Genomic DNA, 13843 nt, shown 5'->3' on the forward strand with positions numbered 1-13843 from the left:
AAGCGGTGAGCGCTTCGCACTCAAGCGGGAGCAAGCTCCCTCGCCACAGGTTTCAGCCAGGTATTACTGAACGTTTTTCAACTTGATCACATCACCGGACACCGAGGTGGTGTAGCCGTTCAGGACCCAGGCCCAGAACCAGCTTTCCTGTACCTGGGTGTTGATCATCGCGTCGCCGCCCTTGGCCTGGATCGCGGCGGTCTGCGCGCGGACGAAACGGCTGTTCTGGCGGATCGGGATCAGGCCGAACAGCATCAGGCCGGTGGCCTTCGCTTCACTGTGGCCGATCACGGTGTATTGGCTGCTGTCGTACTGCTGGGTTTTCATCGGGGTGCCGGTGCAGCCCGCCAGGGCCAGGCCGAACAGTGCAGAGGCGACAACTTTGGTGATGTGATTCATTGAATACTCCATGGATAAACGCCCGGGATCCGTCTCTCGGGCGGCGCGTACTCTAACCGATCAGCATCAGATTGACATCACCCCTTCCTCAACTCCATCCGTCGACCTGAAGGGCTCGGTCCAGAGCCATCCGTCAGTTGCTCCTCCAGCCCGACAGCCCTCTGTCGATAACCCGATCAATGCGCCACGCAAGGCAGATTCCTCCCCCGCCGGCTGAAACCGGATAAACAACGGCCGCCCCGTTGGAGTGTTTGACCATGATCGACATGACTGTCTGGAACATCACCCTTCCTATTCAAACCCCGGCGCTGACCGTGGCCACCAAAGCCATGCCGACCCTGCAGAACGCGTATTTCAATCGCACCGGCGAACGCATCGTCTTCTGGGCGCCGGTCACCGGTTCCCACACCGGCAAGAGCGACTACCCGCGTTCCGAACTGCGTGAGACCAGCAAGGACGGCAAGCTGCGCAATTGGCGCTACAACAGCGCGATCAATGCCCTCAATGGCACCTTGTCAGTGAACCAGGTGCCCTCGGAAGGCCGCGTGGTGGTGGCGCAGATTCACGCTAAGGACGCCCCCGCCCCGCTGCTCAAACTCGTGTATCGCTACGCCAAGGGCAACGGCAACATCGATGTGGAATATCGGGTCAAACCCAAGGACGTGAAGAGCCCGGTGCTGTTCAGCGTGCCGAACATAGCCCTGAACAAGACCTTCACCTATTCCATGGTGATGGACAAGCAGGGCAAGCTCACCGTACTGATCAACAACCTCGGCAAACAGGTGAAGGTCGACCCGTCGTGGTACGCCTACGACTTTTATTTCAAGGCCGGCGTCTACACTCTGGACAATGTCGGTTACGCCAGCGAAGGCGGAAGAGTGACCTACACCAAACTGGACGTCAGCCATAAATGACCGACGCCCAGACTTGCCCAAGCTTCAGGCCTTCGCCGGTGTGACGATCGTTTGTCGGCCGCTGAAGCTGAACAGGAAGCAGACGAACACCAACAGCGCGAAACCGGCGGGGAATAACCAGATGCTGTGCCAGTCATGGCCTGCATCCAGGGCAAAATGGTCGGTCACCTTACCCGCCACCCAGAAGCCCACCAGCATGCCCAGGCCATAGGTCGCCAGGGTGATCAGCCCTTGGGCGGAGCTGCGCAAGTGCCCCGGCGCCTTGGCGTCGGTATAGATCTGACCCGAGACAAAGAAGAAGTCGTAGCAGATGCCATGCAACGCGATGCCGGTGAACAGCATGAACGCCAGGTCGCCGTTGTTGCCATAGGCGAACAACAGGTAGCGCAACGCCCACGCCAGCATGCCGACCAACAGCGCCAGCTTGATACCGAAGCGCTGGATGAACAGCGGCAACAGCAACATGAACAACACTTCGGACACCTGCCCGATGGCCATCTTCGCCGTCGGGTTGGTCATGCCGGCCTCGGCCAGGAACGGGTTGGCATTCTGGTAATAGAACGCCAACGGTATGCAGATCAGGATCGAGGCGATGAAGAACACCAGGTAGCTGCGGTCCTTCAATAAACCCAGCGCATCCAGCCCCAACAGCTGCTTGACGCCGCCACCGCCGGCCTGTTCCTCGAGCGGCGCCGTGGCCGGCAATGTGAAGCTATAGATGCCCAGGGCCAGGGAGGCGACGGCCGCCATCAGGAAGGTGTTGCGCAAACCGCCCGCCGCGATCGCCTCGCGCGAATCCCAGGCGAACACGAAGCTGATCACCAGCCCCGCCACAATCCAGCCGACCGTACCCCACACTCGGATGCGCGAGAATTCCAGCGCCGGATCGCGCATTTGCCGGAACGCCACGGAATTGACCAGCGCCAGCGTCGGCATGTAGACCACCATGTACGCCAGCACATAGGGGTAGAACACGCCGAAATCCGCCGCCGCGTACAGCTGATAGAGCAACACTGCGCCCACCAGGTGCAACATCGCGAGAATACGTTCGGCGTTGAAGAAGCGGTCGGCAATCAGGCCGATCACGAACGGCGCGATGATCGCGCCCCACGACTGGGTGGAGAACGCCATGCCGACCTGCCCACCGCTGGCGCCCAGGGTACTGGAGAGAAAGGTTCCGAGAGTGACGAACCAGCCGCCCCAGATAAAGAACTGCAGGAACATCATCACGCTCAGCCGTGCGTTCATCGTGGTCATGACAGTCACCGTTTTTGATTGTTGTTATTGACTCGCTGATACCCAGGGACCTGCGTGGCGAGGGAGCTTACCTGTGGCGAGGGAGCTTGCTCCCGCTTGAGTGCGAAGCGCTCATCGCTTTTTTGGGGCCGCTTCGCGCCCCAGCGGGAGCAAGCTCCCTCGTCACAAGCAAGCTCCCTCGCCACAGGGGTCTGGCGTTACTTCGGAAGTCCCAGCAGTCGTCGATTGAAATCCTCGTCCGCCGTCACGCTGGCAAAATCGTCGAACGCCTTGCGACTCTTGTTGATCATGTGCCGCTGGATGAACGCCGCACCTTCGGCCGCGCCCTGTTGCGAATCCTTCAGGCAGCACTCCCATTCCAGCACCGCCCAGCCGTTGAAATCGTATTGGGTCAGTTTGCTGAAGATCGACTTGAAATCGATCTGCCCGTCGCCCAGTGAACGAAACCGGCCCGGGCGCTCGACCCAACCCTGGTAACCGCCGTACACCCCGGAACGGGCGTCGGGCCGGAATTCGGCGTCCTTGACGTGGAACATGCGGATGCGCTCGTGATAGCGATCGATGAAGCCCAGGTAGTCCATCTGTTGCAGCAGCAAATGGCTGGGATCGTAGAGAATCGCCGCCCGCGGATGGTGATCGACCGCGGCCAGGAAGCGCTCGAACGAAGCGCCGTCGTGCAGGTCTTCGCCGGGGTGGATTTCGTAGCACAGGTCCACGCCCGCCGCATCGAAGCAATCGAGAATCGGCCGCCAGCGCCGCGCCAGTTCTTCGAAGCCCTGCTCCACCAGGCCCGCCGGGCGTTGCGGCCAGGGGTACATGTACGGCCATAACAACGCCCCGGAAAATGTCGCATGGGCCGTCAGCCCCAGTCGCTGGCTGGCACGAGCGGCGAGCTTCAACTGTTCGATGGCCCATTCGGTCCGCGCCTGGGGTCGGCCACGCAGATGGGCCGGGGCGAAGTCATCGAACAGCGCGTCGAACGCCGGATGCACCGCCACCAATTGCCCTTGCAGGTGCGTCGACAGTTCACTGATCTCGACTCCGGCCTGGGAGCAGGTGGCCTTGAGTTCATCGCAATATTCCTGGCTTTCGGCGGCCCGGGCCAGGTCGATGTATCGGGTGCCGCTAGTCGGCAATTGAATCGCTTTGTAGCCCTGGGCAGCAGCCCATTGGGCGATGCTGGCGAGGCTGTCGAAAGGCGCCTCGGCGGACATGAACTGCGCCAGGAAAATACCCGGACCGCGCAGGCCATCGGTGGTTGAGGAAATGGAAGACACAGGATTCTCCGGGTTCATGCCGTGCAGACCAGTTCGGTCCATTTGGCGTTGCCGCGATGGTTGGCGATGGCGGCCTCGATGAACGCCATGCCGCGCAGGCCGATTTCGATGCCCGGCACGCCGGGCGCGTCGTGACCTTCGACCTGGCCGCGAATGGCTCGGGCGAAGTCGCCGTAGAGGTTGGCCATGGCCTCCAGATAACCTTCGGGATGCCCGGCCGGCAGGCGCATGCGTTGGCGGGCCGCTTCACACAGCCACGGCTGGCCGACACCCGAACGCAGCACGCGCAGCGGTTGATCGACGCAGCGATGAATCAGGCTCGCCGGTTCTTCCTGGCGCCACTCCAGCCCGCCCTTGTCGCCGTAGACCCGGATCTTCAGTGAGTTTTCTTCACCGGCGCAGACCTGGCTGGCAATCAGCACGCCACTGGCGCCCTGGCTCATCTGCAACAGCATCGCTGCATCGTCATCCAACTGGCGACCGTCGACATGGGTGCCCAACGCGGCGCATATCCGTTCGATGGACTGGTCGGCGACGAATTCCGCCAGGGAAAAGGCATGGGTGCCGATGTCACCGATGCAGCCGCCAATCCCGGATTGCCGGGGATCGTCACGCCAGCCGGCCTGTTTGTTGCCTTGGGCCGCGACGTCCTGGCTGAGCCAGCCTTGAGGGTACTCCACCAACACCTTGCGCACCGTGCCGATCACGCCGCTGCGCACCATGTCCCGGGCCTGCCAGACCATGGGGTAGCCCAGGTAGGTGTGGGCCAGGCCGTAGAGCCGCTGGCTGCTGTGGACCACGGCCTTGAGGGTCAATAACTCATCCAGATTCAACGCCGCAGGCTTTTCACTGAACACATGAAAGCCCGCCTTCAGCGCCTGGCCGGCAATCGGTGCATGCAAGTGATTGGGGGTCACGATGACCAGCAATTCCATGCGCTGGTCCGCCGGCAACGCCGCCTCGCTGTCCAGCATGCGCTGCCAGTCGCTGTAGCAGCGCGAGGCGGCAAGCCCCAGGGCTGCGCCGGTTTGCTGATTGTTTGCGGCATCGCGGCTGAACGCGCCGCACACCAGTTCAAAGCCACCGTCCAGGCCGGCGGCCTGACGGTGGGCCTGGCCGATGAACGCGCCCTCGCCCCCGCCGACGAAGCCCATTCTTATTTTCGGTGCTACAGGTTTCATCGCGCTTGTCTTCCGTCAGAATGATGATGTAACCGGTTACATCATGGCGAGAATCTAGGCTCAAGTTTCGTGGGTGTCAAACCCCACCGAGCATTTGTCAGCCGCCTGACCTGCGGTAAGCTGCCCTCCCATGCCGCCGTTCCCTGGCGATTGATCGAGGTGATTTTGTCCAATATCCGTGAAGTGGCCCGGCTGGCCGGTGTGTCGGTGGCCACGGTTTCAAGAACGCTGAAATCGCCCGAGCGCGTACTGCCCGAAACCCGCGACAAGGTCAATGCAGCGGTGGAACAGGCCGGCTATCGGCCGAACCTGATGGCGGTGCAGTTCCGCTCCCGCCGCACCGGCAACCTGGTAATCCTGGTGCCGGCCATCGCCAACACGTTTTTCGCCCGGGTCATCAGTGGTGCGCAACAGGCCGCCCAAGCGGCGGGCTATCGCTTGCTGCTGTGCGACACCCAGGGCCAGGAAGCCATCGAGCGCGAATTTGCTGCGCTGGTCTATGCCCATCAGGCGGACGGGGTGATTCAACTGCGCGCCAGCGACCCGTTCGAATCGCTTCCCCCAGGCGTCGAACCGCTGCCGCTGGTCAACGCCTGCGAAGTGGTCAAGCAGGCTCCCTACCCGACCATCAGCCTCGACAATCGCGCCGCCGCTCGGGCCATGACCGAGCACCTGATCGACCTCGGTCACCGGCGCATCGGCATCATCAAGGGGCCTCGCAGCAGCCCGTTGACCCTGGACCGAGTGGCCGGCTACGAGGATGCGCTGCGCCTGGCCGGCATCGCCATCGACCCGAGCCTGATCTGCCATGGCGACTTCACGTTGAAAGCCGGCTACGACGGTGCCGGCGCGATGCTGGAATCGGCGCAGCGTCCCAGCGCGCTGTTCTGCGAGAACGACGAGATGGCCATCGGCGCACTCAAGCGCATCAAGCAGATGGGCTTGCGCGTGCCTGAGGACATTTCCCTGGTGGGGTTCGATGACATTCCGTTCGCCGCCTATTGCGATCCACCGCTGACCACCATCTCCCAACCCGCCGAGACTTTTGGTCAGAAGGCGGTGCAGATGTTGATTGCATTGATCGAGAAGAAACCGGTCGAGCAACGGCATGTGTTGTTGCCGTTCGAGTTGACGGTGCGGGGTAGTTCGGCGGCTGTGGCGAGGGAGCCTGTTGTCGCTGGGCGGGAAGCGGACACAAGAGGAATCAATGCAACCTGACACACGGCGGTGTCAGGTTCCAGGGCTGCTGCGCAGCCCAGCGGGAGCAAGCTCCCTCGCCACAGGGGATTGGGTTGGCTGGGTTAATCAGGCAAAGGTCGCGCCACGGGTGTTCACGAACAGCGAGTACAGCGAATGGCTGCCGGCCATGAACAGCCGGTTGCCTTCGCGTCCGCCGAAGCACACGTTGGGGCAGCGTTCCGGCAAGGAGATGTGCCCGATGGCCTTGCCCTCGGGGTTGAACACCCGTACCCCGTCGAGCTTTTCCAGGTCGGCCTTGGGGTCACCGTTGCCGCCCCAGCCGCACCAGAGGTTGCCGCTCTCGTCGCATTTGATCCCGTCGATGGCGGCGTAATCCAGGCCTTCGATGTGCTTGCGCCGCTCGCCCAGGGTGCCGTCGTCCTTGACGGTAATAGCCCAGATCAGGCGGTTGGGCTTAGCCCGGCCTTCGACCACGTAGAGGATTTTCTCGTCCGGGGAAAAGCACAGCCCGTTCGGCCCGGCCAGGTCATCGATCACGCGGGTCATCTTGCCGGTTTCACCGTCGATGCGATACACCGCATGCGGCTGGGCAGGCGTGACCTTGTGGCCCTCGTAGTTGTTGCCGGTCTGGAACGGCGGGTCGGTGAACCAGACCGAACCGTCGCGTTTGCAGACAATGTCATTGGGCGAATTGAGTGGCTTGCCTTCGAAGCTGTCGGCGAGCACGGTGATGCTGCCGTTGTGCTCGGTGCGAGTCACGCGCCGGCCTTCGCTGGCGGTAGTCGAGCCCTCGCACACCAACAGGCGCCCCTGGCGATCACGGCACATGCCATTGGAGAAGTTGGAATTCTCGCGGTACACCGACAGGCCGCCGGTGATCTCATCCCAGCGCACGATGCGGTTATTGGGAATGTCACTGACCAGCAGGTAGCGACCGTCACCGACCCATACCGGCCCTTCTGCCCAACGCAGGCCCGTAGCGAGCTTCTCGACGCTGGCGTTGAAGATACGCAGGTCCATGAAGCTGGGGTCGAGGATCTTGATCAGCGGATCCGGGTAGCGCTGGCTCAAAGGTTCGGCCTGGGCCAGCCCGGGCAGGTTGCCCAAGGTGGCGGCCGCAGCCGAGACCACCAGGGATTTCTTCAGGAATACTCGACGACCCTGGTCGGCGGCGGTTGCAGATTGCGAAACATCCATCGTGCGTCTCCGTTAATTGTTATTGGACGGGACGACAGTTTTACCCCGCAACAAGACATCGTACAAGTTAAAGCCGGAAGACTCAGTAAATACTTGTCCAGACCGACCCTATGCGGTACAAATCTACATCGTTGTACGACGACCGATAATTAAAACCATACTGAGGATGACCTCGGTGGCTTGCCTTTGAGAAACCCTGCCATGAATCAATCCACTGCTGCGCCCACGCCGTTGCCCCGTCACCTGGCGGTGCTTGTCCTGCTCTGCATGGGCTGCGCCTTCGCCGGTAATCACGTTGCCGCACGGGCAGCCTTCGATGACGGCGCGGGTGTGCTGCTGGCGATCCTGCTGCGCTCGGGTGGCACCTTGCTCGTGCTGGCTGCGCTGGTGCTGTGGCAACGCCAGAGCCTGCGCCTGCCGGTCGGTGCCTGGCGCTGGCAATTGACCCTGGGGCTGCTGATCGGTGCGCAAAGCCTGTGTTTGTACTCCGCCGTGGCCCGAGTGCCGGTGGCCTTGGCATTGCTGGTGGGGAACGTCTTCCCGATCCTGCTGGCGCTGTTGACCTGGGCGTTGGGCGGGCCACGGCCGACCGCTCGCACCGCCGCGTTGATGGGCATGATTCTGGTAGGCCTGGTGTTTGTGCTGGAGGTGCCGGATCGGCTGTCGTCCGGACAGGAAGTCGGCCCCCAGTGGCTGCTCGGCGTCGGCCTGGCGTTCTGCGCCGCTTGTGTGTTCGCCTGCGCGCTGTGGATCACCGATCACAAGCTGTCCCAGGTACGCGGCTCGGTCCGCAGCCTGTTGACGATCTTTATCGTGTTCAGCAGCGTCAACCTCGCCGGCCTGACCGGCGCCCTCCCCGGCGGCTTCGATCTGCCGGCCAGCAACACCGGTTGGTTCGCCCTGGCGACGCTGATGGTGCTCTACGGCACCGGGTTCATCGTGCTGTTCATTTGCGTGCCACGCCTGGACATGCCCCGCAACGCCCCGGTGATGAACATCGAGCCGCTGGCAACGCTGCTGATCGGTTGGCTGGTGCTGGACCAGATGCTCAACCCGGGCCAGGTGCTCGGCGGCGCGATTGTGGTCAGCGGTATCGTGCTGCTGACGTATCGCAAGGTAGAACAGGTTGAAAAGCCTGCTGCGGGGGCGGCTGCACGTAGTTGACCTGACGAACCAAGGCAATTGAACTGACGAAATTTATTGTGGCGAGGGAGCTTGCTCCCGCTCGACCGGGCTGGCGCTCCAGCGCGTAGCGGTCGCAACATTTTCAGGACTGCTTCGCAGCCCAGCGGCAGCAAGCTCCCTCGCCACAGGGGCCGGCGGTGGCTTGGAGATAAGTGTCAGCCCTGCTGAAACTTGTTTTCAAAGCCACAGTCCTACCCCAGCCGCGAAACCTCGCCTATCCAGGCGATGCCTCTTGCGGTTGATCGGCGCCACGCCCGGCGCCATGGCAACTCCCCCCTCCCGAGCCGTTCGTCCATGCGCCACAGTGTTCGCTCTTGCCGTCTCGCTTCGCTTTGCCTCATCAGCCTGCTTGCGTTATTTGCCAGCCCCGTCCATGCCCGGGGCGAAGGGCAACTGCTGGAGGCGATCAACGACTACCGCAGCCAATCCCGGCGTTGTGAATGGCGCACGATCCGCCCCGCGCAGCCCTTGGCGCTGCGCTCGAGCCTGGCCCTGCCGATCGGCTTTCGCGGTGGCCTGCGGGAAACCTTGAAGGACGCCGGCTACCAAGCCCGGGCCGTGCGCAGCATTCGCCTGACCGACGCCCGGGACGCCGAGGAAGCCTTCGACCTGCTGGCCGACGAGCATTGCGCAGCCCTGTTGGACAACCAGTACGCCGACATCGGCATCAACCGGGTCGGTGACGAATGGCGTGTGGTCCTGGCACAGCCCATGGGCGGTGGCCGGGTGAACGACGGGGCCTCCTCGGATAAATCCCTGCTGGCCCAGGTCAACGCCGCCAGGGCCAGCTCACGGATGTGTGGTCGCCAACGCTTCGCCGCCGCCCGCCCCCTGAGCTGGAACACCTCCCTCGGAACCGCCGCCCAGGGCCACAGCCGGGCCATGGCGCGGGGTAACTATTTCGCCCACCGCGACCCGGACGGTCGCTCCGTGGCCGACCGGGCCAAGGGGGCCGGTTTTCGTGGGCGCAAGATCGGCGAGAACATCGCCGCCGGACAAAGCTCGCCGAACCAGGCGATGCGCGACTGGCTCGCCAGCCCCGGCCACTGCGCCAACCTGATGAACCCGATGTTCACCCAGATGGGCGCCGCGTCCGCCACCGACTCGCGCAGTGATGCGAGGGTGTATTGGACGATGGTGTTTGGGGCGCCTTGAGCGAGTGCAACACCAATGGCCTCCGCTGCCCCTGTGGCGAGGGAGCTTGCTCCCGCTGGACTGCGCAGCAGTCCCGGAGATCTTGCGAGCGCTTCGCACTCGAGCGCCAGCCCGGTCGAGGGGAGCAAGCTCCCTCGCCACAGGGGATTGTGGGGTCATAAGCGAATCTCCGCCGCTGGCACCACATCGATCCGCGACACAGCACTGCTCAGGCGTCCCAGTCGGTGGTTGTGATTGGCGATGTTCTGCTCCGCCAGCAGGCTGCCGTTGTCCACTGTGGAGTGGGCATCGGCCGCCAGCACCACGTCGTATCCCAAGGCATGGGCCTGGCGTACGGTGGCGTTGACGCAGTAGTCGGTTTGCAGCCCGCAGACCACCAGCCGATCGATCTCGCGGGCTTGCAGCAGCGACAGCAGGTCGGTCTGGTAGAACGCGTCCGGCGTAGTCTTGCGCACCCGCAGATCATCGGCGGCGGTGAGCAACCCGTCGGCCAGCTGCCAACCGGCCGAGTTGTAGCGCAGCGAACCGTCGAGCTCTTCATGCTGGACCAGGATCACCGTCGAGTCGGCCGCCCTGGCCCGGGCGCTGAGGTCGTTGATGGTGCGGATCACGCGCTGAATGTCGAAGCACTCCTCTTCTCCCGTCGATGATCAGCAAGGCGGTGTTCATGAATATCCTCTTCCAGACATTCGTCAATAACCCAACGACAGCCCGGTATTGCGACGTGGATCGTTGGCCCCGTAGAAACGATTCTTGCCCACCGGTTTGCCACCCAGCGACGGCGCGCCGACCAGGATCGCGGCGATGTGGTTGGGGTCCTGCGGACCGGCAAACTTATGGCCCCAGCTTTCCAGGATCTTCTGCGTGTCCGGGCTGGCGGCGAAGGTTTCCAGGTTGGTCTCCTCGGGCATCCACTGTTGGTGGAAACGCGGCGCATCGACCGCCTCCTGGAGATTCATGCCGTAGTCGATCACGTTGAGGATGGTCAGCAAGGTCGCGGTGATGATCCGGCTGCCCCCCGGAGTGCCGACCACCATGACCGTCTTGCCGTCCTTGGTGACAATCGTCGGGCTCATCGACGACAGCGGCGCCTTGCCGGGGGCGATGGCATTGGCCTCGCCCTGCACCAGGCCATACATGTTGGGCACGCCGACCTTGGCGGTGAAGTCGTCCATCTCATCGTTGAGGATCACCCCGGTCTTGCTCGCCATCACGCCGGCGCCGAACCAGTCGTTGAGGGTGTAGGTGACGGACACGGCATTACCCCACTGGTCGACGATCGAGTAATGGGTGGTGTTGCTGCCCTCATGAGGGGCCACGCCGGGCTTGATCTTCTGCGAATCACCCGCCTTTTGCGGGTCGATGGCCGCGCGCAGCTTGGCGGCGTAGTTCTTGTCCAGCAGATGGTCGATGGGGTTCTTCACAAAGTCCGGGTCACCCAGGTAGCTGTTGCGGTCCACGTAGGCGTGGCGCATGGCTTCGATCTGGTAGTGCATGCCTTGGGCCGAATGAAACCCCAGCTCCTTCATCGGATAGCCGTCGAGGATGTTCATGATCTGGCACAGCACCACCCCGCCGGAACTGGGCGGCGGCGCGGAAACGATGTGGTAGCCGCGATAGTCACACTCCACCGGGGCCAGTTCGCGAGTCTTGTATTTGTCCAGGTCGGCCTGGGTGATGATGCCTTTGTTGGCCTGGCTGGACGTCACCAGCGCATCGGCGACCCAACCTTTGTAGAAACCATCGGCGCCCTTGCTGGAGATTTCCCGCAGGGTCTTGGCGAGGTCTTTCTGCACCAGCTTCTGGCCGACCTGCATCGGCTCGCCGTTGTGCAGGAAGATCGCGCCGGAGTCGCGCATGTCCTTCTTGAACACGTCGGTGGCGGTTTCCAACAGATCGACATCGCCCTGCTCTAGGGTGAAGCCTTCCTCGGCCAGACGGATGGCCGGGGCGATCAGTTCCGCCCGTGGCTTGCTGCCGTATTTCTGCAGCGCCAGCTCCATGCCGGACACAGTGCCGGGCACACCTACCGCCAGGTGCCCGCGGGTACTGAGCTCGGGAACCACGTTGCCATCCTTGTCCAGGTACATATTGGCCGTGGCCGCCAGGGGCGCTTTTTCGCGGAAATCCAGGAAGGTCTTGCGGCCGTCGGCCAGTTGCAGGGTCATGAACCCGCCGCCACCCAGGTTACCCGCCGCCGGGTACACCACCGCCAGGGCGTACCCCACCGCCACCGCCGCATCCACCGCGTTGCCGCCGCTCTTGAGGACATCCACACCGACGTGCGTCGCCAGGTGCTGGGCGGTGACCACCATGCCATTTTCGGCAGCCACCGGCGCCTGGGAGGCGGCCTGGGTGTAAAGGCAACTGAGGGTCAGGGATGTGGCGATGAGGGTCCGGGCAAGGTATTGGAACTTCATGAGTCAGGTCTCTTCTTGTTTTGGGACCTAGGCAGTATGGCCGGGTTTGCGGAATGTGCCTGTTGCGGTAGTCTCGCGCAGATCATTTCCCCGCATATGGATAATGCCGATGACGCTACGAATCGAACGTACGGACGCTCCCACTGACGAAGAACGCCAGGCCATTCTCGCGCCGTTACGCGCCTACAACACCGCCAGGACCGGCGGTACGGCACCCGAACTCGTGGCCTGGCTGGTGCGCGATGAACACAGCAATGAGATCGTCGGCGGGCTCTACGGGCGAGTGTTTTTTCGTTGGTTGTATATCGAGTTGCTGGTGGTGCCGGAACAGGCCCGGGGGCAAGGCACGGGTTCGACCTTGATGCAGCTGGCGGAGGACCTGGCCCGGGAGAAAAACTGCGTGGGCATCTGGCTGGATACCTTCGATTTCCAGGCACCGGAGTTCTACAAGAAACACGGTTTTATGCAAGTCGGTCAGATTGACGACTACCCGCCGGGGCATCAGCACTTCTTTCTCCAGAAGCGCCTGTGATTTCTAACTCAAACACCACCCCTTGTGGGAGCGAGCTTGCTCGCGATTGCGGTAGTACCTACAACATCGTAGTTGACTGAAACACCGCTATCGCGAGCAAGCTCGCTCCCACAGGGGGCTCTCAGGTCTGCCTGCCTACAAACAAGTCGCCAACGCCGCCAACCGGAGCTTGGCGATGAAGTCGTCATGCTGGGCGTAGTAGTTCAACGTGGTGCCATTGGCACCGGCCTGGACATCGACAAACGATTCGGCCGAGCGGGTGTAGACCGTCAGGCCACCTTTCTCACCGGGTTGCTGGTAGGCGGCGGCATCGACGCCGAACACGGCCTCGTCCTGCCAGGAAAACTGCACACATTGGGCGACGACCTGTTCGGTTTTGTCCGAGGTCAGGGTCTTGTAGGGGGCCTGGGTCCGAGCCTGGTTCATCGCCGAACCGGCGCAGCCGGCCAACAAGGTCGCGGCCAGGGCTACCGTCAACATTCGCATTGCGTTCACTCATTGTTAAAAACCCGGACTGTAGCACTGCGACCCGGGCCTTCGGGCTGCATGATCGAAATTTAAGCGCGACAGTGGCCAGCGTTTCGCGCAACCTGTGACATCTGGCGCAATCTTGAAGGAGTGAACATGGCGACGACCGACCAGCACCATGAGCAGGCCCTGGAAAAATTTCTCGACGAACGCCCCGAGCTGCGCGTCGAACTGGACAACCTCAACCCGCTGCTGGCCCAGGCCAAAGGCGAGACCGCCGCCCAGTACCGAGCCGAGCGCCTGCATGAAGCGTTCGAAGCCGAGGCCGAACGCCAGGGTCTGTTTGCCTGGGAACTGACCTTGCAACTGACCGCCGCCTCGCCCGAGGACTACCAGGCCCAGCGCCTGGAAGTGCACAAGGAAGTGGCGCAAATGGCCGGCATGGACTGGGCGGAGTATTGTGAGTTGCATGCCCTGGACATCGAGCACTGAGCTTTCGTGGCGAGGGAGCTTGCTCCCGCTGGGCTGCGTAGCGGCCCCCGTTCTGCCTGAGATTGCTCGCTGTCCGATTCAGGGCCGCTACGCGCCCCAGCGGGAGCAAGCTCCCACGCCACAGAGCCCTCTAGCCACCATCCAAACCATCCCTTGGCAATCGCCC

14 protein-coding genes are annotated in these 13843 nt (G+C 62.8%); 6 read left to right on the top strand and 8 right to left on the bottom strand.

Features of this window, described 5'->3' with window-relative positions; all coding sequences use genetic code 11:
• Positions 1–63: 63 nt before the first annotated feature.
• A complete protein-coding gene (locus ACLEJR_RS18665) occupies positions 64–399 on the bottom strand; it encodes a hypothetical protein (RefSeq protein ID WP_440792990.1) in 336 nt (111 codons plus the stop codon).
• A gap of 257 nt (positions 400–656) precedes the next feature.
• Between ACLEJR_RS18665 and ACLEJR_RS18670 the strand changes: the two genes are divergently transcribed.
• Positions 657–1313: a polysaccharide lyase family 7 protein gene (locus ACLEJR_RS18670; RefSeq protein ID WP_440815674.1), complete on the top strand. Its 657-nt coding sequence runs from the start codon at positions 657–659 to the stop codon at positions 1311–1313.
• 24 nt (positions 1314–1337) lie between these two features.
• On the opposite strand, the gene ACLEJR_RS18675 is transcribed toward ACLEJR_RS18670, so the two are convergent.
• The 3 genes from ACLEJR_RS18675 to ACLEJR_RS18685 form a co-directional block, all read right to left on the bottom strand.
• Positions 1338–2570, bottom strand: coding sequence for a nucleoside permease (locus tag ACLEJR_RS18675; RefSeq protein WP_440792986.1), 1233 nt, complete (start codon positions 2568–2570; stop codon positions 1338–1340).
• Between the two features lie 197 nt (positions 2571–2767).
• Positions 2768–3865: a sugar phosphate isomerase/epimerase family protein gene (locus ACLEJR_RS18680; protein ID WP_440815731.1), complete on the bottom strand. Its 1098-nt coding sequence runs from the start codon at positions 3863–3865 to the stop codon at positions 2768–2770.
• Positions 3862–5028 (bottom strand): Gfo/Idh/MocA family protein, encoded by a 1167-nt coding sequence (locus tag ACLEJR_RS18685; RefSeq protein WP_440792984.1) that lies wholly within the window; start codon positions 5026–5028, stop codon positions 3862–3864. The genes ACLEJR_RS18680 and ACLEJR_RS18685 overlap by 4 nt, the downstream gene beginning before the upstream one ends.
• Before the next feature lie 165 nt (positions 5029–5193).
• On the opposite strand from ACLEJR_RS18685, the gene ACLEJR_RS18690 reads away from it, so the two are divergent.
• Positions 5194–6246 carry a LacI family DNA-binding transcriptional regulator gene (locus tag ACLEJR_RS18690; protein WP_440815734.1) on the top strand — a complete coding sequence of 351 codons (1053 nt, stop codon included), beginning with the start codon at positions 5194–5196 and terminating at the stop codon, positions 6244–6246.
• A gap of 87 nt (positions 6247–6333) precedes the next feature.
• Here ACLEJR_RS18690 and ACLEJR_RS18695 read toward each other — a convergent pair whose 3' ends face one another.
• Positions 6334–7425: an SMP-30/gluconolactonase/LRE family protein gene (locus tag ACLEJR_RS18695; RefSeq protein ID WP_440815676.1), complete on the bottom strand. Its 1092-nt coding sequence runs from the start codon at positions 7423–7425 to the stop codon at positions 6334–6336.
• A 201-nt stretch (positions 7426–7626) separates the two neighbouring features.
• Here ACLEJR_RS18695 and ACLEJR_RS18700 point away from each other — a divergent pair, with 201 nt between their 5' ends.
• Both ACLEJR_RS18700 and ACLEJR_RS18705 read left to right on the top strand, forming a co-directional pair.
• Complete coding sequence (locus ACLEJR_RS18700) at positions 7627–8589, top strand: EamA family transporter (protein WP_440815678.1); 963 nt, start codon at positions 7627–7629, stop codon at positions 8587–8589.
• 315 nt (positions 8590–8904) lie between these two features.
• Positions 8905–9765, top strand: coding sequence for a CAP domain-containing protein (locus ACLEJR_RS18705; RefSeq protein ID WP_440815681.1), 861 nt, complete (start codon positions 8905–8907; stop codon positions 9763–9765).
• A 155-nt stretch (positions 9766–9920) separates the two neighbouring features.
• Here the strand turns inward: ACLEJR_RS18705 and ACLEJR_RS18710 are convergent, their stop codons facing one another.
• Both ACLEJR_RS18710 and ggt read right to left on the bottom strand, forming a co-directional pair.
• Positions 9921–10376: a cysteine hydrolase family protein gene (locus ACLEJR_RS18710; protein WP_440815683.1), complete on the bottom strand. Its 456-nt coding sequence runs from the start codon at positions 10374–10376 to the stop codon at positions 9921–9923.
• A gap of 81 nt (positions 10377–10457) precedes the next feature.
• Positions 10458–12185: a gamma-glutamyltransferase gene (gene ggt / locus ACLEJR_RS18715; RefSeq protein WP_440815686.1), complete on the bottom strand. Its 1728-nt coding sequence runs from the start codon at positions 12183–12185 to the stop codon at positions 10458–10460.
• 109 nt (positions 12186–12294) lie between these two features.
• Between ggt and ACLEJR_RS18720 the strand changes: the two genes are divergently transcribed.
• A complete protein-coding gene (locus tag ACLEJR_RS18720) occupies positions 12295–12717 on the top strand; it encodes a GNAT family N-acetyltransferase (RefSeq protein ID WP_440815688.1) in 423 nt (140 codons plus the stop codon).
• A 135-nt stretch (positions 12718–12852) separates the two neighbouring features.
• On the opposite strand, the gene ACLEJR_RS18725 is transcribed toward ACLEJR_RS18720, so the two are convergent.
• On the bottom strand, positions 12853–13203 hold the full coding sequence (locus tag ACLEJR_RS18725; protein ID WP_440815691.1) for a hypothetical protein: 351 nt from the start codon (positions 13201–13203) through the stop codon (positions 12853–12855).
• 138 nt (positions 13204–13341) lie between these two features.
• On the opposite strand from ACLEJR_RS18725, the gene ACLEJR_RS18730 reads away from it, so the two are divergent.
• Positions 13342–13677: a DUF6388 family protein gene (locus ACLEJR_RS18730; protein ID WP_440792968.1), complete on the top strand. Its 336-nt coding sequence runs from the start codon at positions 13342–13344 to the stop codon at positions 13675–13677.
• Positions 13678–13843 lie beyond the last annotated feature (166 nt).

The organism is Pseudomonas sp. SMN5 (genome assembly GCF_052041925.1).
Taxonomy (GTDB): domain Bacteria; phylum Pseudomonadota; class Gammaproteobacteria; order Pseudomonadales; family Pseudomonadaceae; genus Aquipseudomonas.